The sequence below is a fragment of the Streptomyces sp. NPDC023157 genome, assembly GCF_055560575.1.
On the sequence record NZ_JBVHIL010000007.1, the window covers coordinates 148829 to 163219 of the forward strand.

General features: G+C 69.6%; 11 protein-coding genes. 3 read left to right on the top strand and 8 right to left on the bottom strand.

What is annotated here, in order from left to right; genetic code table 11:
• Nucleotides 1-39: 39 nt before the first annotated feature.
• The 3 genes from ACZ3ZE_RS25430 (at nt 40) to ACZ3ZE_RS25440 (ending at nt 3845) form a co-directional block, all read left to right on the top strand.
• On the top strand, nt 40-1266 hold the full coding sequence (locus tag ACZ3ZE_RS25430) for a thiolase family protein (protein ID WP_361176915.1): 1227 nt from the start codon (nt 40-42) through the stop codon (nt 1264-1266).
• Nucleotides 1263-3401: a 3-hydroxyacyl-CoA dehydrogenase NAD-binding domain-containing protein gene (locus tag ACZ3ZE_RS25435; RefSeq protein WP_361176913.1), complete on the top strand. Its 2139-nt coding sequence runs from the start codon at nt 1263-1265 to the stop codon at nt 3399-3401. The genes ACZ3ZE_RS25430 and ACZ3ZE_RS25435 overlap by 4 nt, the downstream gene beginning before the upstream one ends.
• Nucleotides 3402-3482: 81 nt before the next feature.
• Entirely contained in the window at nt 3483-3845 is a 363-nt protein-coding gene (locus tag ACZ3ZE_RS25440) for an NTP pyrophosphohydrolase (protein WP_363291811.1), read from the top strand.
• Nucleotides 3846-3854: 9 nt separating this feature from the next.
• Here ACZ3ZE_RS25440 and ACZ3ZE_RS25445 read toward each other — a convergent pair whose 3' ends face one another.
• The 8 genes from ACZ3ZE_RS25445 to ACZ3ZE_RS25480 all read right to left on the bottom strand — a co-directional run bounded on the left by ACZ3ZE_RS25445 (nt 3855) and on the right by ACZ3ZE_RS25480 (nt 14383).
• Nucleotides 3855-5333, bottom strand: coding sequence for an amino acid permease (locus tag ACZ3ZE_RS25445; RefSeq protein WP_363291812.1), 1479 nt, complete (start codon nt 5331-5333; stop codon nt 3855-3857).
• A 158-nt stretch (nt 5334-5491) separates the two neighbouring features.
• Nucleotides 5492-7411 carry a 1-deoxy-D-xylulose-5-phosphate synthase gene (dxs, locus tag ACZ3ZE_RS25450; RefSeq protein WP_361176907.1) on the bottom strand — a complete coding sequence of 640 codons (1920 nt, stop codon included), beginning with the start codon at nt 7409-7411 and terminating at the stop codon, nt 5492-5494.
• A 220-nt stretch (nt 7412-7631) separates the two neighbouring features.
• The gene (locus ACZ3ZE_RS25455) at nt 7632-8942 is read right to left on the bottom strand and encodes a sugar ABC transporter permease (protein ID WP_442304556.1); all 1311 of its coding nucleotides are present in this window, start codon (nt 8940-8942) and stop codon (nt 7632-7634) included.
• The gene (locus tag ACZ3ZE_RS25460; RefSeq protein ID WP_329425151.1) at nt 8939-9748 is read right to left on the bottom strand and encodes an ATP-binding cassette domain-containing protein; all 810 of its coding nucleotides are present in this window, start codon (nt 9746-9748) and stop codon (nt 8939-8941) included. The genes ACZ3ZE_RS25455 and ACZ3ZE_RS25460 overlap by 4 nt, the downstream gene beginning before the upstream one ends.
• Before the next feature lie 151 nt (nt 9749-9899).
• Nucleotides 9900-11000, bottom strand: coding sequence for a sugar ABC transporter substrate-binding protein (locus tag ACZ3ZE_RS25465; RefSeq protein WP_442304557.1), 1101 nt, complete (start codon nt 10998-11000; stop codon nt 9900-9902).
• Nucleotides 11001-11122: 122 nt separating this feature from the next.
• Nucleotides 11123-12334 carry an ROK family transcriptional regulator gene (locus tag ACZ3ZE_RS25470; RefSeq protein WP_361176903.1) on the bottom strand — a complete coding sequence of 404 codons (1212 nt, stop codon included), beginning with the start codon at nt 12332-12334 and terminating at the stop codon, nt 11123-11125.
• Between the two features lie 156 nt (nt 12335-12490).
• Nucleotides 12491-13438, bottom strand: coding sequence for a carbohydrate ABC transporter permease (locus ACZ3ZE_RS25475; protein ID WP_467260807.1), 948 nt, complete (start codon nt 13436-13438; stop codon nt 12491-12493).
• Between the two features lie 15 nt (nt 13439-13453).
• Nucleotides 13454-14383 (bottom strand): carbohydrate ABC transporter permease, encoded by a 930-nt coding sequence (locus tag ACZ3ZE_RS25480; RefSeq protein ID WP_361176899.1) that lies wholly within the window; start codon nt 14381-14383, stop codon nt 13454-13456.
• Nucleotides 14384-14391: the final 8 nt, after the last annotated feature.

A 14391-nucleotide genomic window follows, 5' to 3' on the forward strand; every position in this document is an offset into this window, starting at 1 on the left:
GCGCAGCAGTGCCACCCCGCACCCTGGAGGAGAGCCATCGTGCCTCGTACCGTCAGGGATGTCGTCTTCGTCGACGGCGTCCGTACCCCGTTCGGCAAGGCGGGCCCGAAGGGCATCTACCACGAGACCCGCGCCGACGACCTCGTCGTCAAGGCCATCCGGGAGCTGCTGCGCCGCAACCCCGGCCTCGACCCCGCCAAGATCGACGAGGTCGCCATCGCCGCGACCACCCAGATCGGCGACCAGGGCCTGACCCTCGGCCGCACCGCGGGCATCCTGGCGGGCCTGCCGCAGTCCGTGCCCGGCTACTCGATCGACCGCATGTGCGCCGGCGCGCTGACCGCCGTGACGGCCACCGCCGGTTCGATCGCGTTCGGCGCCTACGACGCCGTCATCGCCGGTGGCGTCGAGCACATGGGCCGTCACCCCATGGGCGAGGGCGTGGACCCCAACCCGCGCTTCGTCAGCGAGAAGCTGGTCGACGAGTCCGCCCTCTTCATGGGCATGACCGCCGAGAACCTGCACGACCGCTACCCCACCATCACCAAGCAGCGCGCCGACGAGTACGCCGTGCGCTCGCAGGAGAAGGCCGCCAAGGCGTACGCCGACGGCAAGATCCAGCAGGACCTGGTGCCGATCTCGGTGCGCCGCACCTCGCCGGAGGCCGGCGAGACCGGCTGGGGCCTGGTCACCGCCGACGAGCCGATGCGCCCGGGCACCACCCTGGAGTCGCTGGCCAACCTGAAGACGCCGTTCCGCGTCCACGGCAACGTCACCGCGGGCAACGCGGCCGGCCTGAACGACGGCGCCACCGCCTCGATCATCGCCTCCGAGGAGTTCGCCCGGGAGAACGACCTCCCGGTGAAGATGCGCCTCGTCTCCTACGCCTTCGCCGGCGTGGAGCCCGAGGTCATGGGCTACGGCCCGATCCCCGCCACCGAGAAGGCGCTCGCCAAGGGCGGCCTGTCCATCTCGGACATCGGTCTCTTCGAGATCAACGAGGCCTTCGCGGTCCAGGTCCTCGCCTTCCTGGAGCACTACGGCATCGCCGACGACGACGCCCGCGTCAACCAGTACGGCGGCGCCATCGCGTACGGCCACCCGCTCGCCTCCTCCGGCGTCCGTCTGATGACGCAGCTGGCCCGCCAGTTCGAGGAGCAGCCGGAGGTCCGCTACGGCCTCACCACCATGTGCGTCGGCTTCGGCATGGGCGCCACGGTCATCTGGGAGAACCCGAACCACAAGGACGCCGGAGGCAGCAAGTGAGCACCACCGCAGAGCTTCTGAAGGGCGCCGCCGAGCTCTTCCCGGACGAGGTCGTCACCTCGGCCCACGTACGTCACTTCGAACTCCCCGCAGGTGCGGGCCGGTTCGCGCTGATCACGCTGGACAACGGCTTCGACCACACCAAGCCGACCACGTTCGGCCCGCAGTCGCTGGCGAACCTGAACACGGCGCTCGACCAGGTCGAGGCCGAGGCCGCGAACGGTGAGATCGTCGGCGTCGGCATCACCGGCAAGCCGTTCATCTTCGCCGTCGGCGCCGACCTCAAGGGTGTCGAGCTGCTCAAGCAGCACTCCGACGCGCTCGCCATCGGCAAGGGCGGCCACGACGTCTTCAAGCGTCTCGCGGGCCTCGCGGTGCCGACCTTCGCGTACTACAACGGCGCGGCCATGGGCGGCGGCGTCGAGGTCGGTCTGCACTGCACCTACCGCACCGTCTCGAAGGCCCTGCCGGCCTTCTCGCTGCCCGAGGTCTTCCTCGGCCTGGTGCCCGGCTGGGGCGGCTGCACGATCCTGCCGAACCTGATCGGCCCGGAGAAGGCCGTCTCGGTCATCATCGAGAACAGCCTCAACCAGAACCGCCAGCTCAAGGGCGTGCAGGTCTTCGAGCTCGGCATCGCCGACGCCCTCTTCGAGGGTGCCGACTTCCTGGAGCAGTCCCTCATCTGGACCGCCGGCGTCCTCAACGGCTCCATCGCCGTCGAGCGCCCGGAGATCGACCGCGGCGAGGGCTGGGACCAGGCCGTCGCCAAGGGCCGCGCCCTCGCCGACTCCAAGGTGCACGGCGCCGCCCCGGCCGCCTACCGCGCCCTCGACATCATCGAGGCCGCCAAGGACGGCGACCTCCAGAAGGGCTACGACGCCGAGGACCAGGCCCTCGCGGACCTGATCATGGGCGGCGAGCTCCGCTCCGGCATCTACGCCTTCAACCTGGTGCAGAAGCGCGGCAAGCGCCCGGCCGGCGCGCCGGACAAGTCGCTGGCCCGCCCGGTCACCAAGGTCGGTGTCGTCGGCGCCGGTCTGATGGCCTCCCAGCTGGCCCTGCTCTTCCTGCGCCGCCTCGAGGTGCCGGTCGTCCTGACCGACATCGACCAGGAGCGCGTCGACAAGGGCGTGGGCTACGTCCACGGCGAGATCGAGAAGCTGCTCGGCAAGGGCCGCATCAACCAGGACAAGGCCAACCGCCTCAAGGGCCTGGTCTCCGGTGTGCTGGACAAGGCCGAGGGCTTCGCGGACGCGGACTTCATCATCGAGGCCGTGTTCGAGGAGATGTCCGTCAAGCAGAAGGTGTTCGCGGAGGTCGAGGCGGTCGCCCCGGCGCACGCGATCCTCGCCACCAACACCTCCTCGCTGTCGGTCTCCGAGATGGCCTCCAAGCTCCAGCACCCGGAGCGCGTGGTCGGCTTCCACTTCTTCAACCCGGTCGCGATCCTCCCGCTCCTGGAGATCGTGCGCGGCGAGCAGACCGACGACGCCTCGCTGGCCACCGCCTTCGGCGTCGCCAAGAAGCTGAAGAAGACGGCCGTGCTCACGAAGGACGCCCCGGCGTTCGTCGTGAACCGCATCCTGACCCGCTTCATGGGCGAGATCCAGAACGTCATCGACGAGGGCACCCCGGTGGCCGTCGCCGAGAAGGGCGTCGAGCCGCTCGGCCTGCCGATGTCGCCGCTGGTGCTCCTGGAGCTCGTCGGCCCGGCGATCGGTCTGCACGTCTCCGAGACCCTGAACCGCGCCTTCCCGGAGCGCTTCACGGTCTCCCCCAACCTGAAGGCGGTCGTCGAGGCCGGCAAGCGCGGCTTCTACGTCTACAAGCCGGAGAACGGCTTCAAGCCGGAGCTCGACCCCGAGGTCGCCGCGCTCCTGAAGCAGGGCGATGTCGTCCTGACCGAGGAGCAGGTCCGCGACCGCGTCCTGGGCGCCGTCGCGCAGGAGATCGGCCTGATGCTGGAGGAGGGTGTCGTCGCCGAGGCGCAGGACATCGACCTCTGCCTGATCACGGGCGCGGGCTGGCCCTTCCACCTGGGCGGCATCACGCCGTACCTGGACCGTGAGGGCGTCTCCGAGCGCGTCAACGGCAAGCGGTTCCTCGCGCAGGGCGTCGCGAGCGTCCCCGCGTAACACCCCCCCTGGGGTTCCCCCGGAAGGGTGAGGACGGCCCCGGCACCACTTCGGTGGTGCCGGGGCCGTCATGCTGTGCGCATGGAGCTTCTGATCGTCGACGGCGCCAATGTGGTGGGGTCCGTGCCCGACGGGTGGTGGAAGGACCGGCGCGGGGCCGCGGAGCGGCTGCGGGACCGGCTCGCGGAGCACGGCGGGCCCGCGGAGGGCGGCCCGTACGAGATCGTGCTCGTGGTGGAGGGCCGGGCCCGGGGTGTGGCGTCGGTGCCGGGGGTACGGGTCGAGGAGGCGCCCGGCAGCGGCGACGACCTGATCGTGGAGCTGGCCCGGAACGCGGCCGGCCGGCCGTGTCTGGTGATCACGGCCGACCGGGAGCTGCGGCGCCGGGTGGCGGAGGCGGGCGGGCGGTGCGCCGGGCCCCGTAGCCTGCCCGGCCGGGACTGACGACAGGACCTAGTACGTCGCGTCCCTGCCCGCCTGGCCGAGGCGGCTGTGCCTGCGTCCGTACAGGAAGTAGACGACGAAGCCGATCAGCATCCAGACGGCGAAGCGGAACCAGGTCTCGGCGGGCAGGTTGAGCATCAGCCAGACCGAGGCGGCGATGGAGATGATCGGCAGCACCGGCACCCACGGGGTGCGGAAGGCGCGGTGCAGGTCGGGGCGGGTGCGGCGGAGCACGATCACGCCGACGGCGACCACGACGAAGGCGAAGAGGGTGCCGATGTTCACGAGGGTGGCCAGCTCGTTGATGCTGGTGAAGCCGGCGACGACGGCGATGATCCCGCCGAGCAGGATGGTCGGCCGGTACGGGGTCTTGAAGCGGGGGTGCGTGATGGAGAAGAAGCGGGGCAGCAGCCCGTCGCGGCTCATCGCGAAGAACACCCGGGTCTGGCCGAGCAGCAGGATCAGACAGACGGTGGTGAGGCCGATGGCGGCGCCGAAGCTGATGACGCCCGCGTAGAACGGGTGGCCCACGGCCTTGAAGGCGTCGGCGAGCGGGGCGCTGGTGGAGAGCTCCGTGTACTTCTGCATGCCGGTGACGACGAGCGCGACGGCCACGTACAGGATGGTGCAGATGATCAGCGAGCCGAGGATGCCGCGGGGCATGTCGCGCTGCGGCAGCTTGGTCTCCTCGGCGGCGGTGGCGACCACGTCGAAGCCGATGAAGGCGAAGAAGACCACGGAGGCGGCGGTGAAGATGCCCATGACCCCGAAGTTGGTCGGCGCGTAGCCGAACATCAGCTGGACCAGCGGCTCGGTCCAGTCGGAGCCGCCGCCGGGCGGGGTGACGGCCGGCGGGATGAACGGCTTGTAGTTGTCGCCGACGATGAAGAAGAGACCCGCGATGATCACGATCATCACGACGGTCACCTTGATGGCGACGACGACCGCGGTGATCCGGGCTGACAGCTTCATGCCGAGGACGAGGACCGCGGTCAGCACCAGGACCAGCAGGAAGGCGAGGATGTCGAAGGTGCCGCCGGCCACGTCGGGGCCTTCCAGCGCGGCCGGCAGATGCCAGCCGATGTTGTCCATCAGCGAGCGCACGTACCCGGACCAGCCGACGGCGACGACGGCGGTGCCGAGCGCGAACTCCAGGACGAGGTCCCAGCCGATGATCCAGGCCGGCAGCTCGCCGATGGAGGCGTACGCGAAGGTGTAGGCCGATCCCGCCACCGGCACGGTGGAGGCGAACTCCGCGTAGCACAGGGCCGCCAGGGCGCAGACGATGCCGGCGGCGACGAAGGCGAGGGCGGTGGCCGGCCCCGCGTTCTCCTTGGCGACCTTGCCGGTGAGGACGAAGATGCCGGTGCCGATGATGACGCCCACGCCGAAGACCGTGAGGTCCCAGGCGGAGAGGGACTTTCTGAGGGCGTGCTCGGGCTCCTCCGTGTCGCGGATCGACTGCTCGACCGACTTGGTCCGGAACATTCCTGAACTCGCGCGTGGCTGCTGGTCCGTACTCACCGTCGCACCTCCTGCCAGTGGGCTGCCCGCTGTCAGGCCAGAATGCACGCGAAAGGGCCGGTCGGCACTCCGAGGAGTGAGCCGACCGGCCCAAAGGTGACGCTGGGTGAGATCCCGGCGGGTCAGTCCCGGGCGGGCTCCACAGCCTTGGCGCTGGTCTCGAACTTGCCGTCGAGGCGCGAGACCAGGCCGGTGACCTGGCGCGCGATGTCCGGGGCGGTGAGCCCGATCTCGGCCATGACCTCGCCGCGGGAGGCGTGGTCGAGGAAGCGCGGCGGGATGCCGAAGTCGCGCAGCGGGACGTCCACGCCCCCGTCGCGCAGCGCCTGGGCGACGGCGGAGCCGACACCGCCGACGCGGCTGTTGTCCTCGACGGTGACGACCACGCGGTGCTGCTCGGCGAGCGGGGCGAGGGCCTCGTCCACCGGCTTGACCCAGCGCGGGTCGACCACGGTGGTGGAGATGCCCTGCTTGTCGAGGAGGTCGGCGATCTCCAGGCACATCGGCGCGAGGGCGCCGACCGAGACCAGGAGGACGTCCGGCTTGTCGCTGTTCGGCTCGCGGAGCACGTCCATGCCGCCGACCCGGCGCAGCGCGGGGACGGCCGGACCGACCGCGCCCTTGGAGAAGCGGACCACGGTGGGGGCGTCGGTGACCTCGACGGCCTCGCGCAGCTGGGCGCGGACCTGGTCGGCGTCGCGCGGGGCGGCGAGCCGCAGGCCGGGCACGACCTGGAGGATCGACATGTCCCACATGCCGTTGTGGGAGGCGCCGTCGGTGCCGGTGACACCGGCCCGGTCCAGGACGAAGGTGACGCCGCACTTGTGCAGGGCCACGTCCATCAGGACCTGGTCGAAGGCCCGGTTGAGGAAGGTCGCGTAGACCGCGAAGACCGGGTGGAGGCCGCCGGTGGCGAGGCCGGCCGCGGAGACCGCGGCGTGCTGCTCCGCGATGCCGACGTCGAACACCCGCTCGGGGAAGGCCTTGGCGAACTTGTCGAGGCCGACGGGCTGGAGCATGGCCGCGGTGATCGCGACGATGTCCGCGCGCTCCTTGCCGAGCTCGACCATCTCCTGGCCGAAGACGCTGGTCCAGTCGGCGCCGGAGGAGGCGATCGGCAGACCGGTGTCGGGGTGGATCTTGCCGACGGCGTGGAAGCGGTCGGCCTCGTCCTGGAGGGCCGGCTGGTAGCCGCGGCCCTTCTCGGTGAGGCAGTGCACGATGACCGGGCCGCCGAACCGCTTGGCGCGGGTCAGCGCGGACTCCAGGGCCTCGATGTCGTGGCCGTCGATGGGGCCGACGTACTTCAGTCCGAGGTCCTCGAACATGCCCTGGGGGGCGATGAAGTCCTTGAGGCCCTTCTTGGCGCCGTGCAGGGTCTCGTAGAGCGGCTTCCCGACGACCGGGGTGCGCTCCAGGATGTCCTTGCCGCGGGCGAGGAAGCGCTCGTAGCCGTCGGTGGTGCGCAGGGTCGCCAGGTGGTTGGCGAGGCCGCCGATGGTGGGGGCGTAGGAGCGCTCGTTGTCGTTGACGACGATGACGAGCGGCCGGTCCTTGGCCGCGGCGATGTTGTTGAGCGCCTCCCAGGCCATGCCGCCGGTGAGGGCGCCGTCGCCGATGACCGCGACGACGTGGTCGTCCTTGCGGAGGATCTCGTTGGCCTTGGCCAGTCCGTCGGCCCAGCCGAGGACGGTCGAGGCGTGCGAGTTCTCGATCACGTCGTGGTCGGACTCCGCCTGCGAGGGGTAGCCGGACAGGCCGCCCTTCATCTTGAGCTTGGAGAAGTCCTGGCGCCCGGTGAGCAGCTTGTGGACGTAGCTCTGGTGCCCGGTGTCGAAGAGGACTTTGTCCTTGGGCGAGTCGAAGACGCGGTGCAGGGCGATGGTCAGCTCGACCACACCCAGATTCGGGCCGAGGTGCCCGCCGGTCTTGGAGACGGCGTCCACGAGGAACGACCTGATCTCTCCGGCCAGCTGGTCCAGCTGTTCCGAGGAGAGCCGGTCCAGATCTCGCGGTCCCCTGATACGGGTCAGCAGAGCCACCCGTGCCTCCTTGCGTTTGAGCTGGTCGAGCTTGCCGATTTGTCGAGTCTAATGTTCCGTCTTGGATCGTGGGCATCGGGCCGGGCGAACGAGCGCCGCCCACATGGCCGACACACCGCTGATCCGCCCGGCACACCGCTGATCCGTACGGCCGGTGCACTGGTCCGGACGCGGCAGCGCCCGGCGCCGGTTCTCGGCGCCGGGCGGAGTGTGGCGAGCGTTACGCGCGCCCGGCGGTCTTCTGCGTGCGGCGGGAGACCGAGTCGATCACGACGGCGGCGAGGAGCACCGCGCCGGTGATCATGTTCTGGATCGCGTTGGACATGCCGATCATGTTCAGGCCCTGCTGGATCGACTGGATCACGACCATGCCCAGGAGCGCGGACCAGACCTTGCCGCGGCCGCCGAAGAGGCTGGTGCCGCCGATCACGGCCGCGGCGATGACCAGCATCAGCGTGTTGCCGCCGCCGAGGCTCTTGGTCGCGCCGCCGGAGAGGCTCGCGATGAACAGGCCGCCGAAGGCGGCGAGGGTGCCGGAGATCGCGAAGACGGCGATCCGGACCCGGTCCACGTTGATGCCGGCGCGGCGGGCCGCCTCGGCGTTGCCGCCGACCGCGAAGACCTTGCGGCCGAACAGGGTACGGCGGGCCACGAAGTCGGCGATCAGCAGAACGGCCAGGAACAGCACCAGGGCGAGCGGCAGGCCGCGGGCGCCGGCGGGCTCGTTCATGACGTACGCGACGACGAAGACCAGGACGGCGACGACGGCGGTGCGCAGCACGATCTCGGCGATCGGGCGGGCCGGGAGCTGGGCGGCCTTGCGGCGGCTGCTGTCGCGCAGGAGCGAGAACAGGTACGCGGCGACGGCGACCAGGGCGAGGCCGTAGGCGGCGATCTTGTCGGCGAAGAAGTAGTTGGTGAGGTTCTCCACCACGCTGCCGGACGGCGTGTTGATGGAGCCCTCACCGCCCATGAGCCACTCCTGGAAGCCCATCCAGCCGAGGAAGCCCGCCAGGGTGACGACGAACGCGGGGACGCCGATCTTGGCGAAGAAGAAGCCGTGCAGCGCGCCGATGGCGGTGCCGGCGAGCACCGCGAGCACGATGGACAGCCACTGGTTCATGCCGTTGCCGACCTGGAGGCCGGCCCAGACGGCGGCGCCGACGCCGGCGACGGAGCCCATCGACAGGTCGATCTCGCCGAGGACGAGGACGAACACGATGCCGACGGCCATGATGCCGAGGCCGGAGGCGTACACCGCGACGTTGGCGACGGAGCTCGCGGAGAGGAAGTTCGCGTTCTGGATCTGGAAGACGATCGCGATGACGATCAGGCCCAGGATCACGGGGAGGGAGCCGAGCTCGCCGCCGCGGATCTTGCGGGTGAACTCGGTCCAGTAGCCCTTGAAGCCCTCCTCGCGCACGAGGAGGCGGGGGTCGACCGCCGGAACGGGTGCCGCGGACCCCTCGACGGGTATGTCGGGGGTCTCGGGAGCCTCGGCGGCTTCGGGGGTCTTGGCGAGGTCGCTCACTTGGCGGCCCCCTTCTCGTCGTTCCCGGCCGCGGCCGTACGGGCCTGCCTGCGGGTCACGGCGTTGTCCGTGGCACCGGTGATGGCGGCGATGATCGTCTCGTGGGTGGTGTCCTGGACGTCGAAGACACCGTTGTTGCGGCCGAGGCGGAGCACCGCGACCTTGTCGGCGACGGCGCGCACGTCGGCCATGTTGTGGCTGATGAGGATGACGCCGTGGCCGCGCTCGCGCAGCCGCTCCACCAGGTCGAGCACCTGGGCGGTCTGCTCGACGCCGAGGGCGGCGGTGGGCTCGTCGAGGATGACGACCTTCGGGTCGCCGATCAGGGCGCGGGCGATGGCCACGACCTGCCGCTGGCCGCCGGAGAGGGCGGCGACGGGGATGCGGACCGAGGGGATGCGGATGGACAGGGTGTCCAGGAGCTCCCGGGCGCGCTTCTCCATGGCGATCTCGTCGAGCACCCGGGCGGAGCTGAGCTCGCTGCCGAGGAAGAGGTTGGCGACGACGTCGAGGTTGTCGCAGAGCGCCAGGTCCTGGTAGACGGTGGCGACCCCGAGGTTCTGGGAGTCGTGGGGCCGGGTGATCTGGACGGGGCGGCCGTCCCATTCGATGGTGCCCTCGTCGATCGGGTGAACACCCGAGATCGTCTTGACGAGGGTCGACTTGCCGGCGCCGTTGTCGCCCACCAGGGCGACGACCTCTCCGGCGTGGATCTCCAGATCGACATCGGTGAGCACCTGGACGGCGCCGAACCGCTTGGAGACCCCGCGCAACGCCAGCACGGGCGTAGCGGACACGTGAATCATCTCCTTCGCCGCCTGACCGGCGGGGATGTGGTGCGAGAAGTGCTGCGGAGTACCGCGGGTACCGCGAGGGAGTCCGGCGCCCCGCCCCCGCTTGCGGGGCGTGGAACGGGGCGGGGAGCGCCGGACGGTCTTCCGTGGGGGGCGGGGCGGGCTACTTGATGCCCGCCGCCTCGCAGGCCGCCTTGTACTCGGCGGTGCAGATGTCGGCCGCCTTGTAGACGTTGTCGGCGACGATCGTGGAGGCGATGTTCTCCTTGGTCACGATCTGCGCGTCGTACAGCTTGGCGGGGATGTCCTTGAACTCGCCGGTGAGGCTGGTGACCTTCACCGGGACGAGGTCGTCGATCTTCTCGCCCTTGAGGAGCTTGACCGCGATCTCCGCGGTGGTCTCGGCCTCGGGCTTGATCTGCTTGTAGATGGTGAAGGACTGGTCGCCCTTCAGGATCCGCTGCAGACCGGCGAGTTCGGCGTCCTGACCGCCGACCGGGACCTTGACGCCCTGCTTGCTGAGGGCGGTGATGATGCCGCCGGCCATGCCGTCGTTGGCGGAGTAGACGCCCTGGAAGCCCGCCTTGCCCAGCGAGTCGATGGCGGCACCCATCTTCTTGTTGGCCTCGTCCGGGGACCAGTCCGGGATGTCCTGCTCGTAGACGACCTTCTTCACGCCGCCGTCGAGGACGCTGTGGGCGCCCTTCTTGAACAGCGGGGCGTTGGGGTCGGTCGGCGAGCCGTTGATCATGACGACGTTGGCGTCCTTGGCCGTGGCGCCGAGCGCCTTCACCAGGGCCTCGCCCTGGAGGCGGCCGATCTTCTCGTTGTCGTACGAGACGTAGGCGGAGATCGGGCCCTCGGCCAGGCGGTCGTACGCGACCACCTTGACGCCCTTCTTCTCGGCCTGCTGGACCCAGGACTTGGTGGCCTTGTAGTCGACCGAGTCCAGGATGATGACCTTCACGCCCTGGGTGACGAGCGCGTCGAACTGCTTCTTCTGCGTCTCGGTGTCCTGCGCGGCGTTGTTGTACTTGACCTCGCAGTCGGAGCAGAGGGCCTTGATCTTCGCCTCGATGATCGGGCGGTCGAAGGTCTCGTAGCGCGTGGTCTTGTTCTCCGGAAGCAGCAGACCGATGGTCTTGCCGTCGCCGCCGTTCGCATCGCCCGACCCGTTGTCGCCGGCCTGGCCACAGGCGGCGAGGGAGAGGGCCATGGAAACCGCGGCCGTGCCTATGACGACGCGACGCGTCATTGCGTTCATGTGGGGTTGCCTCCCTGACGAGGCCGCGACGTTGCGGCCGAGGTGGCTGGAAGTCAACTCGGCCGCAGGGTCGACGTCAAGGAGTAAATCCTTAACGAGATGACAACGGTGCCATCCGTTATCTAAGTGAACGCAAGCGTGGACCTCTTCGGGGTGCTCCCGGAGCCCCCCTCCAAAAGCGTCGAATCGCCCATTTCACTGAGTACGAGGGCGAGCGCGCCCAGCACTTCGGCGCGGCCGCCCAGCGCCCCCTGGGCCAGCGACAGCTGCCGGGCGGCGCTGGGGATGGCGTACCGCGAGACGGAGTCCCTGATGGGCGCCAGGACCAGCTCTCCGGCCTCCGCCAGGTCGCCGCCGAGGATCACCCGGCTCGGGTTCAAGAGATTGCAGAGGTTGGCGATGCCGCTGCCGATGTGGCGGCCGACGTCGGCGATCACGCGCCGGCAGCCGGGGTCGCCCTCGCGGGCCAGCTGGACCACCCGTTCCATGGTCAGGCCGGGGCCGTGGCTCGACTGGAGCAGCGGCAGCACGTAGCGGGCCGCGGTGAAGGTCTCCAGGCAGCCCCGGTTGCCGCAGCGGCAGACCGGTCCCGACTCGTCCAGGGTGATGTGGCCGATCTCGCCGGCCGTGCCGCCCGGGCCCCGGTAGACCCGCCCGTCGATCACGAGCCCGGCGCCGACACCGCTGGCGACCTTGATGTACGCGAGGTCCTTCACGCCCCGGCCGCTGCCCCAGACCAGCTCGCCGAGCGCCCCGAGGTTGGCGTCGTTGTCGACGTGCACGGGGACGCCGAGGCGCGCGGAGAGCTCGTCGGCGGGGTTGATCCCGCTCCAGCCCGGCAGGATCGAGGTGGAGCCCAGGGTGCCCGAGGAGACGTCGATGGGGCCCGGCACGCCGAGGCCCACGCCGACGACCTTGTCCCGGCCGATGCCGGTGGCCGCGATCAGCCGCGTGACCAGCTGCTCGGCCCGGTCGAAGCCCTCCGCGGCGGAGGCGTCCACGTCCAGTGGCTCGGCCTCCTCGGCGAGCACCTGGTGGGCCAGGTTGCCGACCGCGACCCGCAGGTGCGTGTGCCCGAAGTCGACGCCGATGACGATGCCCGCGTCGCCGCTGAGCGAGACGCTGCGGGCCCGGCGGCCGCCGGCGGAGGTCGGGGTGACGTCGACGGTCCCGCCGTCCTTGAGCTCCCGCACGATGTTGGAGACCGTGGCGGCGGACAGGCCCGTCGCCCGGGCGATCTCCGCCTGGGTGAGCGATCCGGCCATCCGAACCGCCCGGACGACCCGCTCCAGATTGGCCCGGTGCAGCGACGACTGCGACCCCGGAGTCTCCATTGACTCTCTCCACCCTACGACGTGTACAAGTTATGAACTCCAAGCTCCTTCGTAGGGCTTGTCGCCGTCAAGTCCTCGACGGTAGCCGAAAGCGGACGCAAAAGGTCCGGTCCCGGGGTGGACTCCCCGGGACCGGACCTCCGCGCGCGGTTGTCGCTACTTGAGCGTGGCCGAAGTGAGACCCGCCTGGACCTGCCGCTGGAAGGACAGGTAGACCACCAGCATTGGGATCATGGCGATGGTGACGCCGGCGAAGAGCACCGGCAGATCGGTCTCGTACCCCTGCTGCTGCTGGAGCTGGATCAGGCCCTGGGTGAGCACGTACCGCTCCGGATCGTCACCGCTCTGCGGCTGCATCAGCACGGTCGGCAGGACGAACTGGTTCCACTGCCCCAGTGTGTTGAAGATGCCCACGCTGAGCAGGCCCGGCTTGGCCATCGGCAGCATCACCTGGAAGAAGGCCCGGGTGTGCGAGGCCCCGTCCAGGACCGCCGCCTCGAAGACCGCCGTCGGCAGGGTCCTGAAGAAGGAGTGCATGAAGAAGACGGTGAAGGGCATCGAGTAGGCGACGTACACCAGGATCAGGCCCTGGTAGGTGTTGAGCATCCCGAGCATCTTCACCATGAAGAAGAGCGGGACCAGCGCCAGGAAGACCGGGAACATCGCGCCGGCGACGAAGAAGTAGTAGATGGCCCGGTTGCCCCAGAACTGGTAGCGGGCCAGGACGTACGCGGCCATGGAGCCGAAGAGCATGGTCAGCGGCACCGAGAACACCAGGACGATCACGGTGTTCACGAAGTAGTCGCCGATGCCCTTGCTCCAGGCCCGCCCGAAGACGTCCAGCGACCAGTTGCCCGGCCAGCCGAAGGCCGATCCGGCGATCTGGGAGTCGGTCTTGAAGGAGCTGAGCACCAGCCACAGCAGCGGCAGCACGATCAGCAGGGCCCACACGGCGAGGAAGCCGTGCGAGAAGACGTTGAGGACGACGCCCTCGCGGGCGGGGCCCTGGGCCGGGGTGTGTCCCGTGCGCGTCGCGCGCTGCCGGGGCACGGAGTCCGTGCCGGTGGCCGGGCTCGCGTCGGACTTCTGGATGGGTGCAGTCATCGTCGGTTCTCCCGCTCAGAACTCGAGGCGCTCGCGGCGGGTGGCGCGCAGCGTGACCACGGACACGATCAGGGTGAGGAGCAGCATGACCACGCCCATGGCGCAGGCGTAGCCGCTCTTCCCGAAGTAGAGGAAGTTGCGCATCATGACCGTCGACATGGTCTCGCTGTGGTGGTCGGGGCCACCGCCGTAGTCGCCCGAGGTCATCGTGGAGACCAGCACGAACATGTCCATGGCGACGATGCCGAGGTAGACCCAGGCGGTCTGCACGGAGTCCCACAGCAGCGGCAGGGTGATGCGGAAGAAGGACTGGGCGCGGCCGGCGCCGTCGATCAGCGCGGCCTCGTAGATGTCCCGGGGGATGGACTGCATGGCGGCGGAGAACAGCACCAGGTAGAAGCCGACGCCGTGCCAGACGACGACCGCCATGAGCGCCCACAGGACGAAGTCGGGCTCGTTCAGCCACTCGATCGGCTCGGCGGCGTCGATGAGACCCAGCTTGAGCAGCAGGCCGTTGAGCATGCCGCCGGTGTCGCTGCGGTACACGGCGCCGAAGAGCACCGCGAGGATCGCCAACGAGAGCACCTGCGGGAAGAAGTAGACGACCTTGTAGAACTTGGACCCGGCGACGCCCGCGACGCCGCCGGCCTTGCTCCGTCCGCCCGCGTTCACCATGAAGGCGAGGAAGAGGGCGAGCAGGATGGTGATCACCGGGATGAACACCAGGAACAGGATGTTGTGCCAGACCGCTCCCAGGAAGACGTCGTCCTGGAAGAGGGCGACGTAGTTGTCGAGTCCGACGAAGGAGAAGGTCTGCGACTGGCCCTTCCAGTCGGTCAGCGAGTAGCCGATCGTCTGGATGTACGGCCAGATGACGAAGACCAGATAGAGGGCCACGGGTACGAAGAGGAATCCCGTGACGAACTGGTACTGCCCTTTGCGCATGGCGTTCC